This window comes from Janthinobacterium sp. HH106 (assembly GCF_001758725.1).
GTDB lineage: Bacteria > Pseudomonadota > Gammaproteobacteria > Burkholderiales > Burkholderiaceae_D > Janthinobacterium.
Map to the genome: position 1 here is coordinate 58,737 of NZ_LRIC01000005.1, position 23,576 is coordinate 82,312.

The 23,576-nt window shown below is 65.8% G+C and carries 15 protein-coding genes; 5 read left to right on the forward strand and 10 right to left on the reverse strand.

All coding sequences use genetic code 11. The annotated features are described in order from the left end of the window. Positions 1 to 438 precede the first annotated feature (438 nt). The 5 genes from JAB8_RS04155 to JAB8_RS04175 all read left to right on the forward strand — a co-directional run bounded on the left by JAB8_RS04155 (position 439) and on the right by JAB8_RS04175 (position 8,739). Positions 439 to 2,436, forward strand: a complete 1,998-nt coding sequence (locus JAB8_RS04155; RefSeq protein WP_070288624.1) for a DNA topoisomerase IV subunit B — start codon at positions 439 to 441, stop codon at positions 2,434 to 2,436. Then, positions 2,436 to 4,145, forward strand: a complete 1,710-nt coding sequence (locus JAB8_RS04160; protein WP_070288625.1) for a molecular chaperone HscC — start codon at positions 2,436 to 2,438, stop codon at positions 4,143 to 4,145. Before JAB8_RS04155 ends, JAB8_RS04160 begins: the two co-directional genes overlap by 1 nt. Positions 4,146 to 4,157: 12 nt before the next feature. Beyond that, on the forward strand, positions 4,158 to 5,963 hold the full coding sequence (locus JAB8_RS04165) for a J domain-containing protein (RefSeq protein ID WP_139142939.1): 1,806 nt from the start codon (positions 4,158 to 4,160) through the stop codon (positions 5,961 to 5,963). A 48-nt stretch (positions 5,964 to 6,011) separates the two neighbouring features. Further along, complete coding sequence (parC, locus tag JAB8_RS04170; RefSeq protein ID WP_070288627.1) at positions 6,012 to 8,366, forward strand: DNA topoisomerase IV subunit A; 2,355 nt, start codon at positions 6,012 to 6,014, stop codon at positions 8,364 to 8,366. 184 nt (positions 8,367 to 8,550) lie between these two features. Beyond that, a complete protein-coding gene (locus tag JAB8_RS04175; RefSeq protein WP_035822224.1) occupies positions 8,551 to 8,739 on the forward strand; it encodes a helix-turn-helix transcriptional regulator in 189 nt (62 codons plus the stop codon). Here JAB8_RS04175 and JAB8_RS04180 read toward each other — a convergent pair. The 10 genes from JAB8_RS04180 to JAB8_RS04225 form a co-directional block, all read right to left on the reverse strand. Beyond that, the gene (locus JAB8_RS04180) at positions 8,736 to 9,083 is read right to left on the reverse strand and encodes a hypothetical protein (protein ID WP_070224289.1); all 348 of its coding nucleotides are present in this window, start codon (positions 9,081 to 9,083) and stop codon (positions 8,736 to 8,738) included. The two genes, JAB8_RS04175 and JAB8_RS04180, sit on opposite strands and share 4 nt — an antisense overlap. A gap of 42 nt (positions 9,084 to 9,125) precedes the next feature. Next, positions 9,126 to 11,354, reverse strand: coding sequence for a M43 family zinc metalloprotease (locus JAB8_RS04185; protein WP_217494200.1), 2,229 nt, complete (start codon positions 11,352 to 11,354; stop codon positions 9,126 to 9,128). Positions 11,355 to 11,517: 163 nt separating this feature from the next. Further along, entirely contained in the window at positions 11,518 to 11,994 is a 477-nt protein-coding gene (locus JAB8_RS04190; protein WP_070224288.1) for a hypothetical protein, read from the reverse strand. 215 nt (positions 11,995 to 12,209) lie between these two features. Further along, positions 12,210 to 13,427: an acetate/propionate family kinase gene (locus JAB8_RS04195; RefSeq protein WP_070288629.1), complete on the reverse strand. Its 1,218-nt coding sequence runs from the start codon at positions 13,425 to 13,427 to the stop codon at positions 12,210 to 12,212. Then, positions 13,424 to 14,839 (reverse strand): bifunctional enoyl-CoA hydratase/phosphate acetyltransferase, encoded by a 1,416-nt coding sequence (locus JAB8_RS04200; protein ID WP_070224286.1) that lies wholly within the window; start codon positions 14,837 to 14,839, stop codon positions 13,424 to 13,426. The genes JAB8_RS04195 and JAB8_RS04200 overlap by 4 nt, the downstream gene beginning before the upstream one ends. Positions 14,840 to 14,848: 9 nt before the next feature. Further along, positions 14,849 to 17,059 carry a DUF3141 domain-containing protein gene (locus JAB8_RS04205; protein WP_254679447.1) on the reverse strand — a complete coding sequence of 737 codons (2,211 nt, stop codon included), beginning with the start codon at positions 17,057 to 17,059 and terminating at the stop codon, positions 14,849 to 14,851. A gap of 101 nt (positions 17,060 to 17,160) precedes the next feature. Then, positions 17,161 to 18,285, reverse strand: a complete 1,125-nt coding sequence (locus tag JAB8_RS04210; RefSeq protein WP_070224284.1) for an ABC transporter permease — start codon at positions 18,283 to 18,285, stop codon at positions 17,161 to 17,163. A 1-nt stretch (position 18,286) separates the two neighbouring features. Beyond that, a complete protein-coding gene (gene rbbA, locus JAB8_RS04215; protein WP_070288631.1) occupies positions 18,287 to 21,031 on the reverse strand; it encodes a ribosome-associated ATPase/putative transporter RbbA in 2,745 nt (914 codons plus the stop codon). 2 nt (positions 21,032 to 21,033) lie between these two features. Beyond that, positions 21,034 to 22,107: an HlyD family efflux transporter periplasmic adaptor subunit gene (locus JAB8_RS04220; protein WP_070224282.1), complete on the reverse strand. Its 1,074-nt coding sequence runs from the start codon at positions 22,105 to 22,107 to the stop codon at positions 21,034 to 21,036. A gap of 18 nt (positions 22,108 to 22,125) precedes the next feature. Then, entirely contained in the window at positions 22,126 to 23,565 is a 1,440-nt protein-coding gene (locus tag JAB8_RS04225; protein ID WP_139142940.1) for an efflux transporter outer membrane subunit, read from the reverse strand. Positions 23,566 to 23,576 lie beyond the last annotated feature (11 nt).

The following is a 23,576-nucleotide window of genomic DNA, read 5'->3' on the forward strand; positions in this document are numbered from 1 at the left end:
CGACGGCAAAGCCGGCCGCCACGACGAAAAACACGGCAATCAAGCCGAGATACACGAGATCCATTCCCACCCTCATTCAGGTTTGTTTTGATAGTGAGCAGATTAGCCAAAAGGGTCTAAAAAATTCGTAAAGACTGGGAAGGCAGCTGTAAACAAGATGTAAAAAAGGCGGCTTTACCGCATAAAATCCATCACAATTGGCGCAAAACCACGCGCGCGGCGCACCGTTGTTGCCCTGGAGTAGCGCTATTGCTCCCCGGACAAGATAGAATGCGCGAGCGTCCGCACAAGGACGCCAAGCCTGCCGCACTGCCCTCCCCCAGTGACGCTGGACGGGATATACTGTATATTCATACAGTTATCGCCGCCGCTGTCATTGCGCCCCGCAGTGCCCTGGCGTGGCGTTCCAACCACTGTCTTTACTTAGCTTGAACACGTATGGCCACTAAAAAACCAGCATCCGACTACAGCGAATCATCCATCCGTGTCCTGAAAGGACTGGAACCCGTCAAGCAGCGCCCGGGGATGTACACCCGCACTGAAAATCCGCTGCACATCATTCAGGAAGTGATCGACAATGCCTCCGACGAGGCGCTGGGCGGTCATTGCACGCATATCGCCGTGACGCAGAACACGGATGGCAGCATCACCGTCGAAGACAATGGCCGCGGCATTCCCGTCGGCCTGCACCCGGAAGAAGGCGTGCCGACGGTGGAAATCGTGTTTACGCGGCTGCACGCGGGCGGCAAGTTCGACAAGGGTTCGGGCGGCGCCTACGCGTTCTCGGGCGGCTTGCACGGCGTTGGCGTGTCCGTCACCAATGCGCTGTCGACGCGCCTGGAAATCACCGTGTGGCGCAAGGAAAGCGACGGCAACGGCTTGCACCACATGGTGTTTGCCAACGGCGACGTGATCGAGCCCCTGAGTTCCCGCCCCGCCCCGCGCGACGGCAAGAAATCCGGCACGCGCGTCACGGCCTGGCCCGATGCAAAATACTTTGATTCGCCGAACATCTCGCAAACGGAGCTGCAACGCCTGCTGCGCTCGAAAGCCGTGCTGCTGCCGGGCGTCACCGTCACGCTGACCAACGCGAAGACGGGCGATACGCAGACCTGGCAGTACGCGGAAGGCTTGCGCGGCTACCTGACCGAAACGCTGGCGCAGGTATCGAATGGCGAAACCCTGATTCCCCTGTTCGAAGGCGCGCAATACGCGGGCCCGGACTCGGAAGGCTTTGCCGAAGGCGAAGGCGCAGCCTGGGTGGTGGCGTGGACGGAAGAAGGCGCCATCGTGCGCGAATCGTATGTCAACCTGATTCCCACCTCGAATGGCGGCACGCACGAATCGGGCTTGCGCGACGGCCTGTTCGGCGCCGTGAAAAACTTCGTCGAAATGCACTCGCTGCTGCCCAAAGGCGTGAAGCTGCTGCCGGAAGACGTGTTCGCGCGCGCATCGTTCGTGCTGTCGGCCAAGGTGCTGGACCCGCAATTCCAGGGCCAGATCAAGGAACGCCTCAATTCGCGCGACGCCGTGCGCCTCGTATCGACCTTCACCAAGCCGCCGCTGGAACTGTGGCTGAACCAGCACGTCGACTATGGCAAGAAGCTGGCCGAGCTCGTGATCAAGCAGGCGCAGTCGCGCCAGCGCTCGCTGCAAAAAGTGGAAAAGAAAAAATCCTCGGGCGTGGCCGTGTTGCCGGGCAAGCTGACCGACTGCGAATCGTCGGACATCGCGCGCAATGAACTGTTCCTCGTCGAGGGCGACTCGGCGGGCGGTTCGGCCAAGATGGGCCGCGACAAGGAATTCCAGGCGATCCTGCCCCTGCGCGGCAAGGTCCTGAACTCGTGGGAGACGGACCGCGACCGCCTGTTCGCCAATAACGAGATCCACGACATTGCGGTGGCCATCGGCGTCGACCCGCACAGCGTGGGCGACTCGCCCGACCTGTCGGGCCTGCGCTACGGCAAGATCTGCATCCTGTCGGATGCGGACGTGGACGGCTCGCACATCCAGGTACTGCTGCTGACCCTGTTCTTCAAGCACTTCCCCGTCCTGATCAACAAGGGCCACATCTGCATCGCCCGTCCGCCTTTGTACCGCGTGGACGCGCCGGCGCGCGGCAAGAAGCCGATGCAGAAAATCTATGCGCTCGACGACGGCGAGCTGGTCGCCATCGAGGACAAGCTGCGCAAGGAAGGCGTGAAACAGGGCGCCTGGTCGATCTCGCGCTTCAAGGGCCTGGGCGAAATGAACGCCGAGCAGCTGTGGGAAACGACGATGAATCCGGACACGCGCCGTTTGCTGCCCGTCACGCTTGGTGAAATCGACCACATGGCCTCGGCCTTGCGCTTCAATATGTTGATGGGCAAGGGCGAGGCGGCAGGACGCCGCGCCTGGATCGAGGAACACGGCAATGAGGCGGAGGCGGATATCTGATGATCATCGGCATCGACCTGGGCACCACCAACAGCCTGGTCGCCATCTGGCGCGACGGCAAGGCTTCCATCATCCCGAATGCGCTCGGTGAACACCTGACGCCGTCGTGCGTGAGCATCGACGACGACGGCACCGTGCTGGTGGGCCGCGCCGCGCGCGAACGGCTGCAGACGCACCCGCAGCTGACGGCGGCCGTCTTCAAGCGCTACATGGGCAGCGAAAAGAAGATCACCCTCGGCACGCAGCAATTCCGCCCGGAAGAACTGTCGTCGATGGTGCTGCGCGCGCTGAAGGAAGATGCCGAAGCCTTCCTGGGCCACAAGGTCGAGGAAGCCATCATCACCGTGCCCGCGTATTTCAGCGATGCGCAGCGCAAGGCCACGCGCATCGCCGGCCAGCTGGCGGGCCTGCGCGTGGAGCGCCTGCTCAACGAGCCGACGGCAGCCGCGCTGGCCTACGGCATCCGCGACAAGGAACAGGAAAGCAAATTCCTCGTCTTCGACCTGGGCGGCGGCACGTTCGACGTGTCGATCCTGGAACTGTTCGAAGGCGTGATGGAAGTGCGCGCCTCGGCCGGCGACAATTTTTTGGGCGGCGAAGACTTCGTCACCGTGCTGGTCGACGCTTTCATGGAAGGCAGCGGCCTGCGCGACGCCGTCGGCAGCCGCCTGCTCGACCCGCGCCAGCAGCAGCTGCTGCGCGACGAAGCCGAGCGCGTCAAGCGATTGCTGTCGGACCAGCCGTCCGTGCGCATGGCCACGCGCTACCAGGACAAGGAATACAGCTGGGAGATCGGCGAAGACAAGCTGGCGCAATTGTGCGAGCCGCTGCTGGCACGCCTGCGCCTGCCCGTGGAACGGGCGCTGCGCGACGCCACCATCCGCGCGGCGGAATTGAATGAAGTGGTGCTGGCCGGCGGCGCCACGCGTATGCCGCTGGTACGTAAACTGGTCTCGCGCATGTTCGGCCGCTTCCCCGCCATCCACCTGGACCCGGACGAAGCCGTGGCGCTGGGCGCCGCCGTGCAGGCGGGCCTGAAGATGCGCGACGCGGCCCTCGACGAAGTGGTCATGACGGACGTGGCGCCGTATTCGCTGGGCATTTCGATTTCGCGCCAGGTCGGCGCGAACCAGTATGAGGGCGGGCATTACCTGCCCATCATCGAGCGCAACTCCGTGGTACCCGTCTCGCGCACGGAAAACATCACCACCATCCACGACAACCAGAAGGAAATCAACGTGGCGATCTTCCAGGGCGAGTCGCGCCTGGTGGCCGACAACGTCTTCCTCGGCAAGATCAGCTTCCCGATCCCCGCGAAAAAGGCGGGCGAGATCGGCATCGACGTGCGCTTCACCTACGACGTCAGCGGCGTGCTGGAAGCGGAAGTGACGGTGCTGGCCACGCAGGAACGCCACAAGATGATCATCAGCGACAACGCGGGCGTGATGACGCCGGAACAGATCGAGCAGCGCTTTGCGGAACTGGCCGACCTGAAGATCCACCCGCGCGAGCAGATGGAAAACCGCACCCTCGTCACGCGCGCCGACCGCCTGTACGAACAGTCGCTGGGCGACGTGCGCCAGTACCTCGCGGCGCACACGGCCAATTTCCAGGCCGCGCTGGAAACGCAGGACCCGGCCACCATCCGCAAGGCGCGCCAGGCGCTCGACGAGGTGTTGCGCCAGGTCGAGAGCGAGAGCTTCCTGTAAATGGACGGCGGCATGCACAACGGCCAGCGCGGCCTGTGGGAGATCCTGGGCACGGAGCCGACCGGCGACGAGCGCGCCCTCAAGCGCGCGTATGCGAAGCGCCTGAAGGTGACGCGGCCCGAAGACGATCCGGCCGCCTTCCAGGAGCTGCGCGAAGCGTATGAATACGCGCTGCGCCATGCGCACCTGTTTGCTGATGAACTGCCGGAAGCGCAAGCGGCCGAAGCGGCGGTGGCGCAAGCGCCAGAAGCGCCGCCCATGGAACCGGCCGACCTGTGGGGCGTCATCGACGAGCCCGCACAAGAAGCACCTGCGGAACTGTGGGGCGTCATCGCCCAGGACCAGGCACCGCCGCCGGAACTATGGGGCGTGGTCGCCATCGATCCGGTGCAGGAAGCCATCAGCCTGTGGCATGCATTCCTGGAGCAGTCGCGGCGCCGCAACGCGGCCGCCCTGCTGCCCGGTTTCCTCGAGCGCGAAGAATTGCTCAACCTCGACGTGCGCGAGGAATTCGAGCTGTGCGCGCTGCGCTATTGCGCCAGCGCCGGCTATGACCTGGCGCTGCGTCAGGCCCTGTTCGAGCAGCTGGGCTGGGACCACGACTTTTCCTACCTGGCGCGCAGCCATGCGGACCTGGTGCGCAGTGCCGTGCAGCGCTACCGGGCGGACCGCTCGTTCGCCCATTTCAGCGACAACCGCGACAGCTACCCCGGCCTGGACTGCATCATGTCGCAGCAGGCACCAAGCGCCTATGCGCGCCAGCTGTTCGACCAAAAATTCACGCTGCAGCTGCGCGAACTGCTGCACGCGATACGCTGGCAGCATGGCGAGATGCTGGCCTACAAGCTCGATACGGACCTGTTCGAGCAGTGGGAACACGCCGTGCATGGCAAACGCTACTTCAAGCAGACGGCGCTCGCGTCGGGCGGCCTGGGCTTCGTGCTGCACTTCATGCTCGCGGGCGTGCTCGATGCGGCCGGCTTCAAGCTCGGCGACGCGGCCGCCTATGCCAGCCTGCTCGGTTTCCAGGCGCTGGCCTTTACTCTGCTGGCCATGCATGCCTTGCGCTGGCCGGCGCCCCTGTTCGCGCGCCTGGATTCGCTGCAGGAAGCGCTGCAGGACCGCCTGCCCGTGCTGTGGCAGCGGCCCGGCTTGCGGCAGCTGGGCTGGATCGCGCCCTATCTGCTGCTGACGCTGATGCTGTTCCTGCCCGAACGCAGCGACACCGTGCGCCTCGTCACTGCGGCCGGCTTGTGCGCGTCGGCCCTGCTCGCGTATGCGATGAACCGCCAGCTGCTGCATGGCATGCTGCTGCTCCTGGTTCTGGGCATGTCGCTGTTTGCCGCCATGTTCATGAGCGGCAAGGGCCAGTCGGCGCTGGCCATCGGCGACGCCATGCCGATGATGTTTTGCCTGGCGGCGCTGGCCCTGCGCAGCGCCACCGGCCTGTATGGCGATTGCGGCTGGCCGGAGGCGCTTTTGCCCCGCCTGCGCGCGGCATGGCTGATCGGCTGTGCGGGCCTGCTGTCCTTGCTGTATGTGCAGCAGCTGCCGGCCGCCCTCGTGGGCGCCGCGCTGTATGCCTGGTCGTGCGCCGGCCTGCTGTTTTCCCCCACCGATTTCAAATGGAAGACGATCTGGCCGGTGGTGCTGGTGCCGTCCCTCGCCAGCGTCGTGCTGGCCGGCCAGGCCCCGGCCATCCGCGCCATGCAGATGATGCACAACAGCGTGGAGCTGGCCCTGGCCGTGCTGTATTTCACCATGTGCTACATCTACAAGACCTACGGCAAATCCTTTTCCAAATCCGGGCTGTCATAATCGCCCCCATGAATTCAACCGCAACCACTTAACACCGAAACAAGCGCCATGTCCACACAAACCAATTTATTTGACGATGCCCAGCCTGAGCCGATCGAGCCGGATGAACCGGTATTCGACGGCGAAGCGCTGACCCTGTCCACCTTTGCCGAGCGCGCCTATCTCGATTACGCCATCTCCGTCGTCAAGGGCCGCGCCCTGCCCGACGTGTGCGACGGCCAGAAACCCGTGCAGCGCCGCATCCTGTATGCGATGAATGAGCTGGGCTTGAATTCCACGGCCAAGCCGCGCAAATCGGCGGCCGTGGTCGGCGACGTGCTGGGTAAATTGCATCCGCACGGCGACCAGTCCGTGTACGACGCGCTGGTGCGCATGGCGCAGGATTTTTCCTTGCGCTACCCGCTGATCGACGGCCAGGGCAACTTCGGCTCGCGCGACGGCGACGGCGCCGCGGCCATGCGTTACACGGAAGCGCGTCTGACGCCGATCGCCAAGCTGCTGATGGATGAAATCGGCATGGGCACGGTGGACTTCCAGCCCAACTACGACGGTTCGACGGAAGAACCGAAGCTGCTGCCGGCGCGCCTGCCGATGGTGCTGCTCAATGGCGCCTCCGGCATCGCCGTGGGCCTGGCGACGGAAATCCCGTCGCACAACCTGGCCGAAGTGGCGAAAGCGGCCGTCGCCATGATCCGCGATCCGAAGATGACGCACGCCGAGCTGATGGCCATCATGCCCGGCCCCGACTTCCCCGGCGGCGGGCAGATCATCACGCCGCCCTCGCAGATCGCCGACATGTACGCGAGCGGCCGTGGCAGCATGAAAGTGCGCGCGCGCTGGAAGATCGAGGAACTGGCGCGCGGCCAGTGGCAAGCCGTCGTGACGGAACTGCCGCCGGGCACCTCCTCGCAAAAGGTGCTGGAAGAAATCGAGGAACTGACCAATCCGAAGATCAAGCTGGGCAAGAAGGCGCTGTCGCCGGACCAGGTGGCCCTGAAGGCGCTGATCCTCAATTCGCTCGACACCATCCGCGACGAATCGGGCCGCGCCGCGCCCGTGCGCCTCGTGTTCGAGCCGAAGTCGAAAAACCAGGACCAGACGGAATTCATGCTGATGCTGCTGGCGCATACGTCGCTGGAATCGTCGACCTCAATCAACCTGGTGATGATAGGCGGCGACGGCCGTCCGCGCCAGAAAGGCCTGGGCGACATCCTGCGCGAGTGGATCGATTTCCGTTTCGAGACCGTCACGCGCCGCACCGGCTACAAACTGGGCAAGGTCAAGGACCGCATCCATATCCTGGAAGGACGCGAAGCGATCCTGCTCAATATCGACAAGGTGATCCAGATCATCCGCAATTCGGATGAGCCGAAAGCGGCCCTGATCGAGGCGTTCAAACTGTCCGAGCGCCAGGCCGACGATATCCTGGAAATCCGTTTGCGCCAGCTGGCGCGCCTGGAAACGATCAAGATCCAGCAGGAACTGGCCGAGCTGCGCAAGGAAGAAAAATCGCTGCAGGACCTGCTCGACAACCCGGGCTCGATGAAGCGCGCCATCATCCGCGAAATCGAAGCGGATGCCAAGCAGTTCGGCGACGCGCGCCGTACCCTGATCGAGGAAGCGCAGAAAGCCGTGGCCGAGCAAAAAGTGGTCGATGAGCCGGTCACCGTCATCATCTCGGAAAAAGGCTGGGTGCGCGCGCGTACCGGCATCGGCCACGATGCGGCGCAGTTCACCTTCAAGGCGGGCGACAGCCTGCATGGCGCCTTCGAGTGCCGCACGGTCGACACCCTGCTGGGATTTGGCAACAACGGCAAGATCTACTCGGTGCCCGTCTCGGCGCTGCCCAACGCGCGCGGCGACGGCGTGCCGATCACGACCTTGTGCGACCTGAGCGGCGGCACGCCGGGCAACGCCGTGCGCATCCTCCATTACTTTGCGGGCAATGGCGCCACCAATTTGCTGCTGGCGTCGAGCGCCGGCTACGGCTTCATCGCCAAGGCGGGCGACATGACGAGCCGTCTGAAAGGCGGCAAGGCCTTCATCACCCTGGACGATGGCGACGTGCCTTTGGCGCCGAAAGTCATCCCCGAGGCGGCCAGCGCCCTGGCCTGTTTGACGGAAGGCGCGCGCCTGCTGGTGTTCGGCCTCGATGAAATGAAAACCCTGTCCAAGGGCGGCACCGGCGTCAAGCTGATCGACCTCGATGCCAAGGACAAGCTGCTGGCCGTGCAGCCGATCACGCAGCGCGGCGTGGTGGTCTCGGGCATCGGCCGGGCCTCGAAACCTCAGGATGCGTCGCTGGGCGCCACGGCCCTGGCCGAGCACTTCGGCAAGCGCGCCAAGAAGGGCAAGGCGCTGGCGGCCAAGCTGAAGCCTGTCTCCATGGCAGCCATCGGCTGAGCGCCACCCAGCCACACGAAAAGACAGGTTCGCCTGTCTTTTTTTTCGTTCATCGCATCTGGCAGCAGAGAAAATAATTTTACAGATAGGCGCCGTGATCCCGTTATCCCTGCAGGCATGCCACCGGCATGCCGCTTACGGACAGGAGAGCAAGGATGACACACAACGTTTCAGGCAGGCTGCCATGCAGCGCCTGACGCCGGCAGAACGGCTGGTGGCGGCCATGGCGGCGGAAGGCTTGCCGTATAAAAGCATCGCCAGGGAACTGGGCAAGTCGCCGGCCACCGTGCGCAACCAGTTGCATGCGATTTACCAGAAACTGGGCGTGGGCAACCGCACGGCGCTCGCGCACAAGTTGCGCGGCCAGCCTTAACGCCGCGCCAGGCGCAGCACGTCGGGCGTCGCTTCGACGATGTCGATCACGTCCTGCGCCCCGCCAGCATCACTCAGGGCATAGCGGCCCATGCCCAAGGGCACCAGCTTGGCAACGGGGCCGGCGCGGGGACGGTCGTCGGGGCCGGGCGCCATGGACGTCAATGTCGCCGCCCCTTGCGCCATGGCGCCGGCGGACGGGCCAAACTCCAGCACCTTGCGTCCCTTGCGGCTGGGAGGAAAGACAAAGGTGGCCGTGGGCCGGTACACCTCGATACCGTCTGCATCCTCCTCGAAGGAATGCGTCCAGCTGCCGCTGGGCAAAGCCGTTGTCATGCCGTGCATGCCGCCTCCCGTTTCACGCATTGACGCATTGACGCATTGACGTCAGAAACACGATACCACGCCGCCCAGGCTTTCATAGCCGCTCACGGAAGGCGACCACGCCGTGCCGTTCCAGGCCTTGTGGAACAGGGCGCCATTCGTGCCCGTGACAAACACGTCGAGGCGGTTCGCCGCCCAGGCCGTGGCGCGCGGGCGCGAAGTGCACACGCCGCCCAGGCTTTCAAAGCCCGTCAGCGACGGCGTCCAGGCGCTGCCGTTCCACGCCTTGTGGTACAGGGCGCTATCGGTGCCGATGACGAACAGGTCGAGCCGGTTGGGCGCCCACGACACGGCTTCCACCTCGCCCACGCAGATGCCGCCCAGCCGTTCGAAGCCGTCGTTGGAAGGCCCCCATTTCGCGCCGTCCCACCACTTGTGGTACAGCGCGCCATCGGTGCCCGTGACAAAGACGTCGAGCCGGTTCGGCCCCCACGCCACCGCTTTCGGCGACGAGGTGCAAATGCCGCCCAGGCGCTCGTAGCCCGTCAGCGACGGTCCCCAGGCCGTGCCGTCCCACCACTTGTGGTACAGCGCCCGGTCCGTGCCGATGACGAAGACGTCGAGGCGGTTCGGCCCCCACGCCACGGCTTCCGGCTGACCCAGGCAGATGCCGCCCATGGCTTCGTAGCCCGTCAGCGACGGCCCCCAGGCGGCCCCGTTCCACCACTTGTGATACAGGCCGCGGTCCGTGCCGACGACAAACACGTCGAGGCGGTTCGGCCCCCAGGCCACGGCGCGCGGGTCGCCCACGCACAGCCCGCCCATCGCTTCGTAACCGGTCAGGGACGGACCCCACGCCGTGCCGTTCCACCACTTGTGGAACAAGCCGCTGTCGGTGCCCGTGACGAACACGTCGAGCCGGTTCGGCCCCCACGACACCACCTGCGGCGCACTGGTGCAAATGCCGCCCTGCCCTTCATAGCCGGTGACGGACGGCGCCCAGGCCGTGCCGTTCCAGGCCTTGTGGTACAGCGCGCGGTCGGTGCCCAGCACGAAGACGTCGAGGCGGTTCGCGCCCCAGGCCACGACGGGTGAGGAACTCTGGCGCGGCGTGGCGCCCGTGCCGCCCGTCCCCGTGCCGATGCTGGCGCGCGGACCGTCGAGACAGGCCTGCATGCGCGCCACCTGGCCCGCCGTGAACATGAACATGGCGGGATCGTCGACGTAATCCATGTAGTTCATGAACATGTCGCCATTCGGCCCGTTGCTGCAGGAAATGTGGGGGAACGAAGGCTGGCCCGTGTTCGGTCCGCCCTGGTTCGGCGTGTCGGCCACGTTGTCCGTGCCCGAGCAGCCGGTGCCGTCGTCGCCCCAGATATGGTTCAGGTTCAGCCAGTGGCCGATTTCATGCGTGGCCGTGCGCCCCAGGTGGAACGGCGGCGCCGCCGTGCCCGTCGTGCCGAAGGCCGATTGCAGGATCACCACGCCGTCGGTGGCGGCCGGGCCGCCGGGAAATTGCGCGTAGCCGAGCAAGCCGCCGCCCAGCTGGCACACCCAGATATTCAGGTAGCTGTCGGCCGGCCAGGCATCCATGCCGCCCGTCGCCTGCGATTTGACGGCATCGTCGGCGCCAAACGAGGCCACGGTCGTCTGGCGCCGCTCGATGCCGCTGGTGGCCGCGCCATGCGGATCGATGGTGGCCAGCGCGAACTCCACGCGCGCATCGGCCGTCAGCGGCAGGAACGGCGCCGGCGTGCTGTTGACATCGGGATTGACGCGCCGGAAGTCACGGTTCAGCACATCGATCTGGCTGGCGATCTGCGCATCCGAAATATTCTGCGCGGCCGTATTCCACACCACGTGCACGACCACCGGTATCTGCGTCACGCCGGAACGCCCGGCGCTGCCGCCGGCGCCCTCGTACATGCCAGCCTGGTTTTCAATATCGGCGCGGATGTTCGCATACGATGGATCTTCCGTCAGCAGGCGGCGATGCACGTCCATCGTGGCGCAGGTGCGCACCTGCGGCGTACCGCCGCCCTGGCCGCCGCCGTCGCCGCCCATGCCGCCGCCCGGCATGTCGCCGCCGTTCGCCGCGGCCGCGCCCTGCGCGAGCGCCGCCTGATCCGCGTACGACATGCCCAGGCGCGGCCCCGGCATGGCGTCGGCGCCCGCCGCATCAGTACCGGCATGCACGTCACCCTCGACCGGCATGGACTGCATGGACTGCATGGCCGGCGCTCCTTCGGCCGAACCGGCGGCCGGTAATTTTTTCGTTTTAGCGGTGCTCATGGTGCCTCCTTCGTCTGTTTGCCAATTCACTATGGCACGGCGAAAAGAGGAGCATTTGTGCCAGATCAAGACTGGCAAGCGGTGCCCGAAAAAAGTGGCAGACGAAAAAAAGACAGCCGAAGCTGTCTTTTTGGCTTGCGGGCCGTGGCCCGCAAACGGGGAATTACTTGGCGGCGGCGGCCTTGACTTCAGCGTCGGCTTTGGCTTTGGCTTCTTCCGTCTTGGTGGCGGCGAGGGCTTTGTCGGCATTCGCTTCCACTTTTTCCTTGGCGACCTTGGCGTTCGCTTTTACGGCAGCCTTGGTGGCTTTCGCATCGGCCTTGGCATCGGTTTTGTCTGCCTTGGCTTCCGCTTTCAGCTTGTCTTCCGCATCGGCGTTGACGACTTTGTCATGGGCCTTGGCTTTGGTTTTGTTCGCCTTGTGATGGGCGTCAGCTTTCTTTTCGTCAGCCTTCATCTCGGCCTTGGCGACATTGGCGTCAGCCTTGGCATCGACTTTGGCTTCCGAAGCGGCAGCCTTGTTGACGTCTTTTTGCGCGGAAGCCTGGGCTTTCACGACAGCTTCCGTGGCCGGCGCGGTTTGAGCGAAGGCGGCGGTAGCAAACAGGGTAGCGATCAGTGCGGCGAGTAATTTGTTCATGATGAGACCTTTCAATATGGTTTAATTTTATTCTTACTAAAGGCGGGCAAAATGTTCAAAATTTGCCAGGCATCGCGCTGTTTTTTGATGTAGCGCAATGGCATGACTTCATAGTAAAGATAACTGGCAAACCACACAGTGCGTTAGCGCACTCAACGAGAAATATGTGCAAATCGGCAAATTTCCCATCGAGCGCGGCCTGACGCGTCAGATCCTCATGTGCCCACGGCCAGGGCCGCGTGGCGCGCCGCCACCCACTCTTCATTGGCCGGCTCCACGCCCACCACGATGCGGCTGGCGTCGGTGGAGATACGGCTGGCGTTGCGCGCATTGGCGTCGGCATCGAGCACGGGGCCGATAAAACCGAGCTCGGCGCAGATGCGCTGGCGCAATTCGGCGCTGTGTTCGCCGATACCGGCCGTAAACACCAGCATGTCCAGTCCCCCCAGCACGGCCGTCAGGGCGCCGATCTCGCGCACGATGCGGCTGATATATAAAGCCAGCGCGGCGCGGATGCGTTCGCCCGTCGCATCCTGCCGGTCCTGCTGCGCCAGCAAGACCGGCGGGTCGGCCGACACGCCGGACACGCCCAGCAAGCCCGACTCGTGGTACAGCACATGCGCCACTTTTTCCAGCGACAGCTTTTCGATTTCCATCAGGTAGATCACGGCGCCAGGATCGAGCGAACCGCAGCGCGTGCCCATCATCAGGCCGTCGAGCGCGGAAAAGCCCATGGTGGTGGCCACGCTGTGCAAATTGTCCATGGCGCACAGGCTGGCGCCGCTGCCCAGGTGGGCCACGATGACCTTGCCGCGCGCGACAGCGCCGAAACGCTGTTCCAGCACCAGCGACTGGTATTCGTAGGACAGGCCGTGGAAACCATAGCGGCGCAAGCCCCGCTCCCACGCATCGTAAGGCAGGGCCAGCATCTGCTCGACCTGCGGCACCGTGTGATGGAAGGCGGTGTCGAAGCACGCCACCTGGGTGATGTCGGGCCGCGATGTGAGCAGCACCTCGATCGCCTCGAGCGCGAACGGCTGGTGCAGGGGCGCCAGCGGCACATAGCTTTTCAGGTCCGCCAATACCTTGAAATCGATGCGCACGGGGGCGAAGTACTTGCTGCCGCCATGCACCACGCGGTGCGCCACGGCGCGCAGCGCACGCCCGTCCAGCTGCGCCACCACTTGCGCGCGGATGTATTCGAGGGCCGCGTGATGCGGCTGCTCCGGGTCCAGCTGCAAGGCCACCGCCGGCAGGCCGCCGGCGCGGTAGGTGGCGCTTTCGCGGCCGATGCCTTCGACCTTGCCGCTCCATTGCGCCTGCTGCGGCAGCACGCCGCCCGCCTGCTCGAACAGGGCGAACTTGATGCTCGACGAGCCGCAATTGAGCACCAGGATCAAGGCACCGTCGGCGTGGGTGATTGGCGCGTTCATGGCGGCGTGCTCCGGTAATGGTTAGCCAGCATCACGGCGATGGCGCACGAGGCGATGCGGCTGGCGCGCGAATCGGCGCGGCTGGTGAGGATGACGGGGATCTTCGCGCCCAGCACGATGCCGGCGCTGTCCGCGTCGCCCATGTACTCGAGCTGCTTGGCGAGCATGTTGCCGCTTTCCAGGTCTGGCACCAGCAGGATGTCGGCGCGGCCCGCCACTTCCGAGACGATGCCCTTGACGGTGGCGGCGGCGATCGACACGGCGTTATCAAAAGCCAGCGGGCCGTCGAGGATCGCGCCCGTGATCTGTCCGCGGTCGGCCATCTTGCACAGGGCGGCCGCGTCCAAAGTCGCCGGCATGTCCGCATTCACCGTTTCCACGGCGGCCAGGATGGCCACGCGCGGGCAGGCCACGCCGATCACGTGCGCCAGGTCGATGGCGTTGCGCACGATGTCGGCCTTCATGGCCAGGTTGGGCGCGATATTGATGGCGGCATCCGTGATGATGAAAGGGCGCGGATAGGCGGGCGTCTGCATCAGGAAGCAGTGGCTGATGCGGCGCTTGGTGCGCAGGCCGGCGCTGGCCGACAGCACGGCCGACATCAGTTCGTCCGTATGCAGGCTGCCCTTCATCAGCGCCTCGACTTCGCCCTTGCCCGCCAGTTCGGCGCCGCGCGCGGCGGCAGCATGGCTATGCTCGACGTCCTCGATGGCGATGCCGGCCAGGCTAAGGCCCGCTTCGGCCGCCACCGCTTCCAGGCGCGCGCGCGGCGCCACCAGCACGGGCGTGATCAGGCCGGCCGCATGCGCGTCCAGCGCGCCAGACAGACTCAGTTCATCGCAGGGGTGGATCACGGCGACCCGGATCGGCCCCAGCGTACGTGCGTGCTCGAGCAGGCGCCGCGTGCCGTCGCCGTTATGCAGGCGCACTTCGGGCAAGGTGGCGCGCGCCCGCTCGATCTGCTCGGCCGGCGCGATCACCTGCGCCTCGCCGTCGAGCACCACGGCGCCATGCTGGTTGACGCAGCGGCAAGCCAGGGTCACGTGGCGGCTGCGCGGCTCGCGCGCCGTGACGGTGACGCTGATGGCCAAGGTATCGCCCACGCGCACGGGTTGCAAAAAACGCAGGGTCTGGCCCGTGTAGACGGTGCCGGCGCCGGGCAGGCGCGTGCCCAGCACGGCGGATATGAGGGAAGCGCCCCACATGCCGTGCGCGATCACGCCCTGGTAGCGGGTGGCGGCGGCAAATTCCGTATCGAGGTGCTGCGGGTTGTCATCGCCCGACATCACTGCGAACAGGGCGATATCGTCCATGCTCAGGGTGCGCGTGATGCTGGCGGTATCGCCGATGGCGATCTGGTCGAAGGTGCGGTTACGCACGATATGCAGATCATCGTCTTGGGTAGTAGTCATCGTGGTCTTCTAGGCAGAGGTAATATGTTTGGCCGGTTTGGCTTTGGGTCCGGCATGGGATGCGCGCGCGTCCGGCGGCAGCGCCTGCGCCTGCTGCTTGACTGCGCGGTCGAAGACGTCCAGCATCTGCTGCAGGCTTGCTTCCTCGTCCGGCGTCGGCGGCTCGGGCACCTGCAGCACCTGCTGCAGCCATTCGGCCAGCGCGCCGATGTCGTCCGGATCGGCGCGCGACAGCAAGGCCGGCAAGGCGGCGATGGCGGCATCGAAATCATGCAGCATCAGGCGCGCCTGCTGGCGCACGATGCCGCGGAATTCCTCCATGCTGACCTCCTGCCGGTATTGCGGCTTGATCAATTTGAGGGCCAGGTTGACCCTGCGCTCGTCGGCGATCATGCGGAAGCGGTAGATGTAGAACAGCGCGCGCACGGCCGCTTCCACCAGGCCGCCGCGCTGCATGTCCTCGTCCATCTTGCGCGTTTCGCAGCGCACGTATTCGCAATGCTCGGGCGAGATGCCGGGATGGGGGCGCGGCGGCGCAGCATCGCCGATGGACTGTCCCGTCAGCGCCTGCACCAGGGGCGAGCCGTACACCAGGTCGAAGGTGGTTTCCTGCACAGTATCGCGCCAGTCGCGCCAGCCGTTCAAACCGGCCGTGATGGCGCCGGAGACGGCTTCCTGCATGGCCAGCAGCGGGTTGTCGGGCGATACCGGCTGGCGGTGGGCGCGCACTTTTTCCGCCTCCTTGGCCACCAGCCTGGCCAGCGGATTGTGGTCGGTCCAGCGCTCGTACGACACGCGCAGCGGATGCGCAAGCTGCAGGAAGCGCGCGGTCTGCGGCGTGACCATGGCGCGCACCCACGGCTGCGCGAAAGTGCGGTACAGGGCCAGGTTGACCTCGGACACGCGCGCGGCGGCGGCGAACTTGCGGTCGTTTTCCACGCTAGGCTGCACGATGGCGCGCACGTCCTCGATGCCGCGGTGCTCGACCTGCAGCACATAATCGCCGCTGGCCAGGTCGGCATTCGGCGTGTCGGGCGTCTTGTCGACGATCCGTGCTTCGTAGATACCGGCCGGCAGCAGGTTGATCAGGTCGATATTGCTGGCGAATTTCTGGTGTTCCTTGTGCCCCACCTTGGCCGAGACGAAGATGCCCAGGTGGCCGATGCTGTCATGCACGGCGTAGACGATGGTCTGGTCGTGCATCAGCACGTCCTTGTCGTCGCGGTACAGGTCCGTGATCCAGCCCAGCGCCTGCGGCGGCGGCGTGATGTTGTCGCCATTCGAGCAGAATACGACGATGGGCGAACGGATATTGCGCAAGTCCAGGCGCACGCCGTCGGAGGTGATCAATTCGGCCGTGGCCAGGCGGTTGCCGATGAACAGATTGTCGACGATGTACTGCATCTCGACGTCGTTGAGGAAGACGTGACCGCCCCAGTATTTTTCAAATTCCAGGTAGCGGGGCGCTTCCGTATCGATGTTCGCGTACAGGTTGTACTGCTTGCTCCACAGCGTGTTGGCCGGGTTGAGCTTTTCGAAATTCTGCACCAGGCTGGCGCCGTCGAAACGGCCGTTGCCCAGGTCGCCCGCCAGCGCCGTGGCCCAGCTGCCGCCCATCAGCCCGCCCGCGTAGCGCATCGGGTTGCGGCCATGCCAGCCGGCCCAATAGGACACGGGCGCGCCGGCCACGATGATGGGACCGAACAATTCCGGGCGCATGGCCGCCGTCATGAGGATTTGCCAGCCCGCCTGGCAATTGCCGATGACGACGGGCTTGCCTTCGCTGAGCGGATGCAGGGCGATGACTTTTTCCAGGAAGGCCGCCTCCGCATGCATCACGTCTTCCACCGTCTGTCCCGGCACGGGATCGGGCAGGAAGCCGATGAAGTAGCACGGATGGCCGGCGCGCAGGGCCACGCCGATCTCGCTCTCGGCCTTGAAGCCGCCGATGCCGGGACCGTGGCCGGCGCGCGGATCGACGACGACAAACGGCCGTTTCGATGGCTCAGGTTCGGGCGCATCGGGCGTCAAAATGCGCGCCAGGCCGTAGTTGACGGGGCGCGCCAGCTCCAGGCCCGACATCACCAGTTCGGCGGGGAAGTCGAGCACGTTCGGCACTTCCTCGGCCAGGTGCTCCTGGTACTGGTTGCCGCGCCGGCGCATCACGTCCGCGTACAGCACGATGCGCTGCCACGAGTCGCGCGCATAATCGCCCAGCATGCCCAGGGACGGCAAGCCGCCGGTGGAGAAAAATGGTGCAGCTTCGGTTGTCATGGCTATCCTTTTCATGCAAAAAACGCCGGACCATTCCGGCGCGGGGGCTACGCCATCTGGCTGATGGTCTTGCGAAAGCGCGCCAGCGCGAAGGTAAACAGGGCCGTGCCGATGGCCAGCAAGGCCAGGAACGGTTTCCACACTACGTCGATGCCGGCACCCCGGTACAGAATCGCCTGGCTCAATTCGACGAAATGCGTGGTCGGGGCGATCAGCATGATGTTCTGCACCAGCTCGGGCATGCTTTCGCGCGGCGTGCTGCCGCCCGACAGCATCTGCAGCGGCAGCAGCACGAGGATCAGGAGCATGCCGAACTGCGGCATGCTGCGCGCCACCGTGGCCAGAAAAATGCCCATCGAGGTGGTGGCAAACAGGTGCAGGGCCGCGCCGCACAGGAACAGCGCGATCGAGCCTTCGATCGGCACGTGCAGCATGCCGCGCACCACCAGGTTCAGCGACAGGGCGGCGGCCAGCAGCACCACCAGGCCCATCGACCAGACCTTGCCCAGCATGATCTCGGCCGGCGTCACGGGCATCACCAGCAAATGCTCGATGGTGCCGTGTTCGCGCTCGCGTATCAGCGCCGCGCCCGTCAAAATGATCGACAGCATCGTCACCTGGTTGATGAGCTCCATCAGCGAGCCAAACCAGGCCTGGCTCAGCGACGGGTTGAAGCGCGCGCGCATCACCAGCTCCACGGGCGAGACGGTTGCGCCCCGGTAGCGCTTGGCGAATTCCGATATCTCGCCAGCGACGATCTGCTGGATGTAGCCGCTGCCGCTGAAGGCCTGGCTCATGCGCGTGGCGTCCACGTTCAGCTGCAGTTCCGCCTGGCGCCCGCCCAGCACGTCGGCCTGCAGCTTGGGCGGGATCGTCAGCACGAAGGTGTACCGGCCCGCGTCGAGGCCCGCATCGACCTGGCTCTGGTTGATCATGGCCGGCGGCGTGAACTGGGGCGGGAAGAAGGCCGAGGCGATGCGCGCGGACAGCGGCGAACCATCCTCGTCGACGATGGCGATCGAGGCCATGTGCAGGGTTTCCGGCTTGGCCGTGGCGGCCACGTAGATGGCCAGGGTGAACGTGTAGAGGATCAGGATCAGCATCATCGGATCGCGGATCAGGCTCCAGATTTCCTTCACGCCCAGGCGGTAGATGTTTTCAAGATGGCGCATGTCAGCTCTCCTGTTTCTTCAGCAGCGCCACCGTCACGCCGAGGATCACGGGAATGGCGACGAGCAGGGGCCAGAACGAGGCGTGCAGGTCGCCGAAGCCCAGCGCCTTGTTGAATACGCCGCGGCTGATATTGAGCATGTGCGTGGCCGGGTACATCAGGCCGATGGCCTTGCCCACGCCTTCCATCGACGATACGGGATTGAGCAGGCCGGAAAACTGGATGGCAGGGATCATGGTGCCGATCATGGTCACGAACAGGGCCGCGATCTGGCTGCGCGTAAAGGTCGAGGCGAACAGGCCGATGCCCGTGGCGCAGATATTGAAGATGAAGGTGGCGCCGATCAGGGTCGGCAAGCTGCCCTTGATCGGCACGCCGAAGGCGGTGACCGCCAGCAAGGCCATGAGGACGAAGTTGAACATGGCCAGCACGACGTAGGGCACCTGCTTGCCGAGCAAAAATTCCAGGCGCGTGACGGGCGTCACGTACAGGTTGATGATGGAGCCGAGTTCCTTTTCGCGCACCACGGACAGCGCCGCCAGCATGGCCGGCAGCATCAGCAGCAGCAGGGGAATCACGGCCGGCACCATGGCGGGCAGGCTTTTCACGTCCGGGTTGTAGCGGTAGCGCGTCTGGATGGCGACGGGATTGCTCATCGTGATGCCATAGCGGTGCAAGGCCTGGTCGGCCAGCCACAGCTGATGCATGCCCTGCACGTAGCCCTGCACGGTTTCGGCGCGCATCGGCATGGCGCCGTCGATCCACGCGCCCACCTGCGCCGGCGCGCCGCGCTGCACGTCGCGCGCGAAGCCGGGCGGGATCTCGATGGCCAGCGACAGTTCGCCGCTGCGCATGCGCTTGTCGATATCGGCATAGTCGCGCAACGGCGGGCGCTCGACGAAGTAGCGCGAGCCGGCCAGGTTGTTCGTGTAATTCTGGCTCAGGGTCGTCTGGTCGTGGTCGAGCACCGCATAGCTCAAGTCTTCGACGTCCAGACTGATGCCGAAGCCGATGACGAACAGCAGCAGCACGGAGCCGCCCAGCGCCAGGGTCAGGCGCACGGGGTCGCGGCGCAATTCCAGCGCCTCGCGCCACATGTAGCTGAGCATGCGGCTCACGCTGAAACGGCTGCGGCGGTGCTGCGGTGCGGCCGCTTCAGCCTTCTGCACGGGCGCTTCGGCTTCGCTTTCCTGCGCCGCCGCTGCCGTGCCGCCGCCCGCCTCTTCCAGGTAGGCGATGAAGGCCGCCTCCAGCGACGGCGCGCCCTTCTTGCGCACCAGTTCGGCCGGCGCATCGCTGACCAGCACTTTACCCGCGTGCATCAGCGAGATGCGGTCGCAGCGCTCGGCCTCGTTCATGAAGTGGGTGGAAATGAAGATGGTGACGCGGTCGCGCCGCGCCAGTTCGATCATCAGGCGCCAGAAATTGTCGCGCGCGATGGGGTCGACGCCGGACGTCGGTTCGTCGAGGATCAGCATTTCCGGCTTGTGCACCATGGCCACGGCCAGCGACAGCCGCTGGCGTATGCCCAGCGGCAGGCTGTCGGGCAAGTCGTCCATCACGGCGCGCAAGTCGAAGCGCTGCGCCATTTCGTCGATCCTCGCCGGGATCTCGCCCTCCGGCACGTGGAACAGGCGCGCGTGCAGCACCAGGTTCTGGCGCACCGTCAGTTCGCTGTACAGGGAAAACGCCTGCGACATGTAGCCGACCCTGCGGCGCGTGTCGATGTCGTTGGAATCGACTTCCTTGCCGAACAGCCAGGCCTTGCCTTCCGTGGCCGGCAGCAGACCCGTGAGCATCTTCATGGTGGTCGATTTGCCGCAGCCGTTCGAACCGAGAAAACCGAAGATCTCGCCGCGGCCGATGCGAAAATTCACATGGTCGACGGCGGTAAAATCGCCGAAGCGCATGGTCAGGTCTTTGGCCTCGATGGCGACGTCCTGCGCGCTGGCGGCGTCCAGCGGCGTGATCACGACGGGCTGGTGGCCGGCGCGCTTGGCCTCGGGCAGCAGCTTGATGAAGGCCGCTTCCAGGTTGCCGCTTTCGGTGCGCGCCAGCAGTTCGGCCGGCGTGCCCGTATCGAGCACCTTGCCGTCATCCATGGCGACTAACCAGTCGAAGCGCTGCGCCTCGTCCATGTAGGCGGTGGCCACCATCACGCTCATCTGCGGGCGCTGCACGCGGATGCCGGCGATCAGGTCCCAGAACTGGGCGCGCGCCAGGGGATCGACGCCGGTGGTCGGCTCATCGAGAATGAGCAGGTCGGGATCGTGGATCAGGGCGCAGCACAGGCCCAGCTTCTGCTTCATGCCGCCCGACAGCTTGCCCGCCGGGCGCGCGAGGAAGGGCTGCAAGCCCGTGCTGCGGGTCAGCTGGTCGATGCGGCGACGGCGCTCGGCCGCGTCATGGCCGAACAGGCGCGCGAAAAACTGCAGGTTTTCCTCGACCGACAGGGTCGGATACAGATTCTTGCCCAGGCCTTGCGGCATGTAGGCGATGCGCGGGCAGACGTCGTCGCGGTGGCGCGCATCGCGCATGTCGCCGCCCAGCGCCATCACGCTGCCCTGCTGCACGGCGCGCGCGCCGGCCACCAGCGACAGCAGGCTCGATTTGCCCACGCCATCGGGGCCGATCAGCCCCACCATGCGGCCGGCCGGCACGTCGAGGTCGATGCCGTCGAGCGCCACCGTCTTGCCGTAATGCTGGCTGACGCCCTTGATGCTGACGACAAAGGAAGTCACGTCCATGCTCACTGCGGAACCTTCGCCGTCAGTTCAGCGGGCCAGGGCTGCTTCGCATCGAGGCGCACCCACGCCACGCCGGGCAAACCCACTTTGACCAGGGCCAGGTGCTTTTGCAGCAGCTCGCGGCTGATCTGCGCCTTCACGCGGAACATCAGTTTTTGGCGCTCGCTGGCCGTTTCCACCGTCTTCGGCGTAAACTGCGCGCTGGCGGCGACAAACGAAATCGTGGCGGGAATCACGTAATTGGGCGCCGCGTCGAGGATGAGGCGCACTTCGCCGCCCATCGCCACCTTGCCGGCCGCCGTCTCGGGCAGGAAGAAGGTCATGTAGACGTCCGACAGGTCGACCAGGTTGAGCACCTTGCCGCCGCCGGCCAATACTTCGCCCTGCTGCGCCACCAGGTATTGCACGCGGCCGTCGCGCGGCGCCGTCAGCTGGCCATCGGCCAGGTCGGAATCGATGCGCGCCGTGGTCGCCTCGGCGGCCACGACGGCGGAACGCGAACCGACCACCTGCGCTTTTGCCGCATCGATGGCCGCCTGCGCCGCCGTCACCTGCGCCTTGGCCGCATTCAGGGCGGCGGCCACGCTGCGCACGCGGGCGCGGTCGTCGTCGAGTTCCTGCACCGAGGAAGCGCCTTCCTTCGACAGGGTTTCGGAACGGGCCAGGCGGCGCCTGGCCGCATCGAGTTCGCTTTCGCGCTGCGCCACCATGGCCAGCGCGGCCGCCTTGTCGCTTTCGCGCACGGCCACCTGCGCCTGCGCGCCGACCACGGCATCGGACGCCTGCTGCTGGCGCGCGCGCGCCTCGTCGCGCTGGGCCGTCAGCGAGTCGACCTGCATGGTGGCCAGCGGCTGGCCCGCCTTGACGAAGTCGCCCTCGCGCACGAGGATCTCCTTGACCCGGCCGGCCAGCTTGGTGGCGACGTCGACTTCCGTCGCCTCGATGCGGCCATTGCCGCTGACAAAACCTTCGCCAGGGCCCGTGGGGCGCATTTTTTGCCAGGCCACGTAGCCCAGCACGAGAACGGCCACGACGAGCGCCGCGGGGATGAGTTTTTTCTTCAGTTGAGCATTCATGGTATCGGGGCGATCAAATTAGTGGGTGGAAGCGGCGGCGGGTGCGGGTGCGCCGCCGCCCAGGGCCGCGTACAGGCTGACCTGGCTGGACAGCAGCGCGCGGCGCGTCTGCACCAGCTGCTGCTCGACCGTCAGCAGGTCGCGCTGTGCATCGAGCACTTCCAGGTAGGGCGCGGCGCCATTGTCGTAGCGCAGCTTGGCCAGGCGCGCGCGTTCGCTCTGCGCGGCCAAGGTGGTCTTGCCGATATCGACCTGCAGCGCCAGCCAGCGCCGGTTCGACAGCGCGTCGGCCACTTCGCGGAAGGCGCCCTGCACGCTCTTTTCATAATTGGCCACGGCCACGTCGCGGCGTACCTCGGCCAGGTCCATATTGGCGCGGATGCGGCCCGCGTCAAAAATCGGCAGTACCAGGCGCGGCGCGAAATTCCAGGCGCCGCTGCCCGAGTCGAACAGGCCGCTCAATTCCGCGCTGGCCGTGCCATAAGCCGCCGTCAGCGAAATGGTGGGGAAGAAGGCGGCGCGCGCGGCGCCGATATTGGCTTGCGCGGCGCGCAGCTGGTGCTCGGCCGCGATCAGGTCGGGACGCTGCGTCAGCAAGGCCGAAGGCAGGCCCGCATGCAGCGGCTGCAGCACGCTGGCGTCGTCAAAGCGGCGCACCTCGCCAGCCACTGGCGTCAGGTCGACGGGGCCGCCCACCAGCTGGGCCAGCGCATGCGCCTGCACGGCGCGCGCCTGCTCCAGCTGTGCCGACAGCGACAGGGCCTGGCTGAGCAGGGTTTCCACCTGCGTCAGGTCCAGCTTGGAAATCGACCCCACCTCGAAGCGGCGCGTGAAGATGCGCAGCGATTCGGCGCGGCTGTCGACCGTGGCGCGCGCCAGTTCCACGCGCTCGTCGAGTTCGCACAAGCCCAGGTAGCCATTGGCCACCTGCGCCACCAGGGCCACGCCGACGGCGCGGCGCGCCTCGTCGCTGGCCAGCAGGGTTTGCAGCGCGCTGTCCTTCAGGCTGCGCACCCTGCCCCAGAAATCGAGTTCCCAGGCGCTCACGTTCAAGCCCGCCTGGTACTGCGCGCTCGTCATGGCGCGGCCCGTCGGACTCAAGTCGTCTGGCACGCGCGCGCGGCTGCCGGAGGCGCCCAGCGCGATGGTGGGGAATTGCTCCGCGCGCTGGATGCCATACGCGGCGCGCGCTTCTTCCACGCGCAGGGCAGCGATGCGGATGTCGCGGTTGCCGGCCAGCGCCTGCGCAATGAGCGCCTGCAGGCGCGGGTCGGCAAAGTAGGCTTGCCAGGCGACGTCGGGCGCCTGCGCGCCGGCCGGATCGGCTTCCGGATACTGCGCCGCCACGGGCAGCGGCGGCGGCGCATATGGCGGCGCCAGCGAGGCGCAGCCGGCCAGGGCCAGCGCGGTGGCCAGCGCGGCCGTCCTGGCGCGGTTGGACAAAGTAGAAACAGCCATGGTCATCTTCT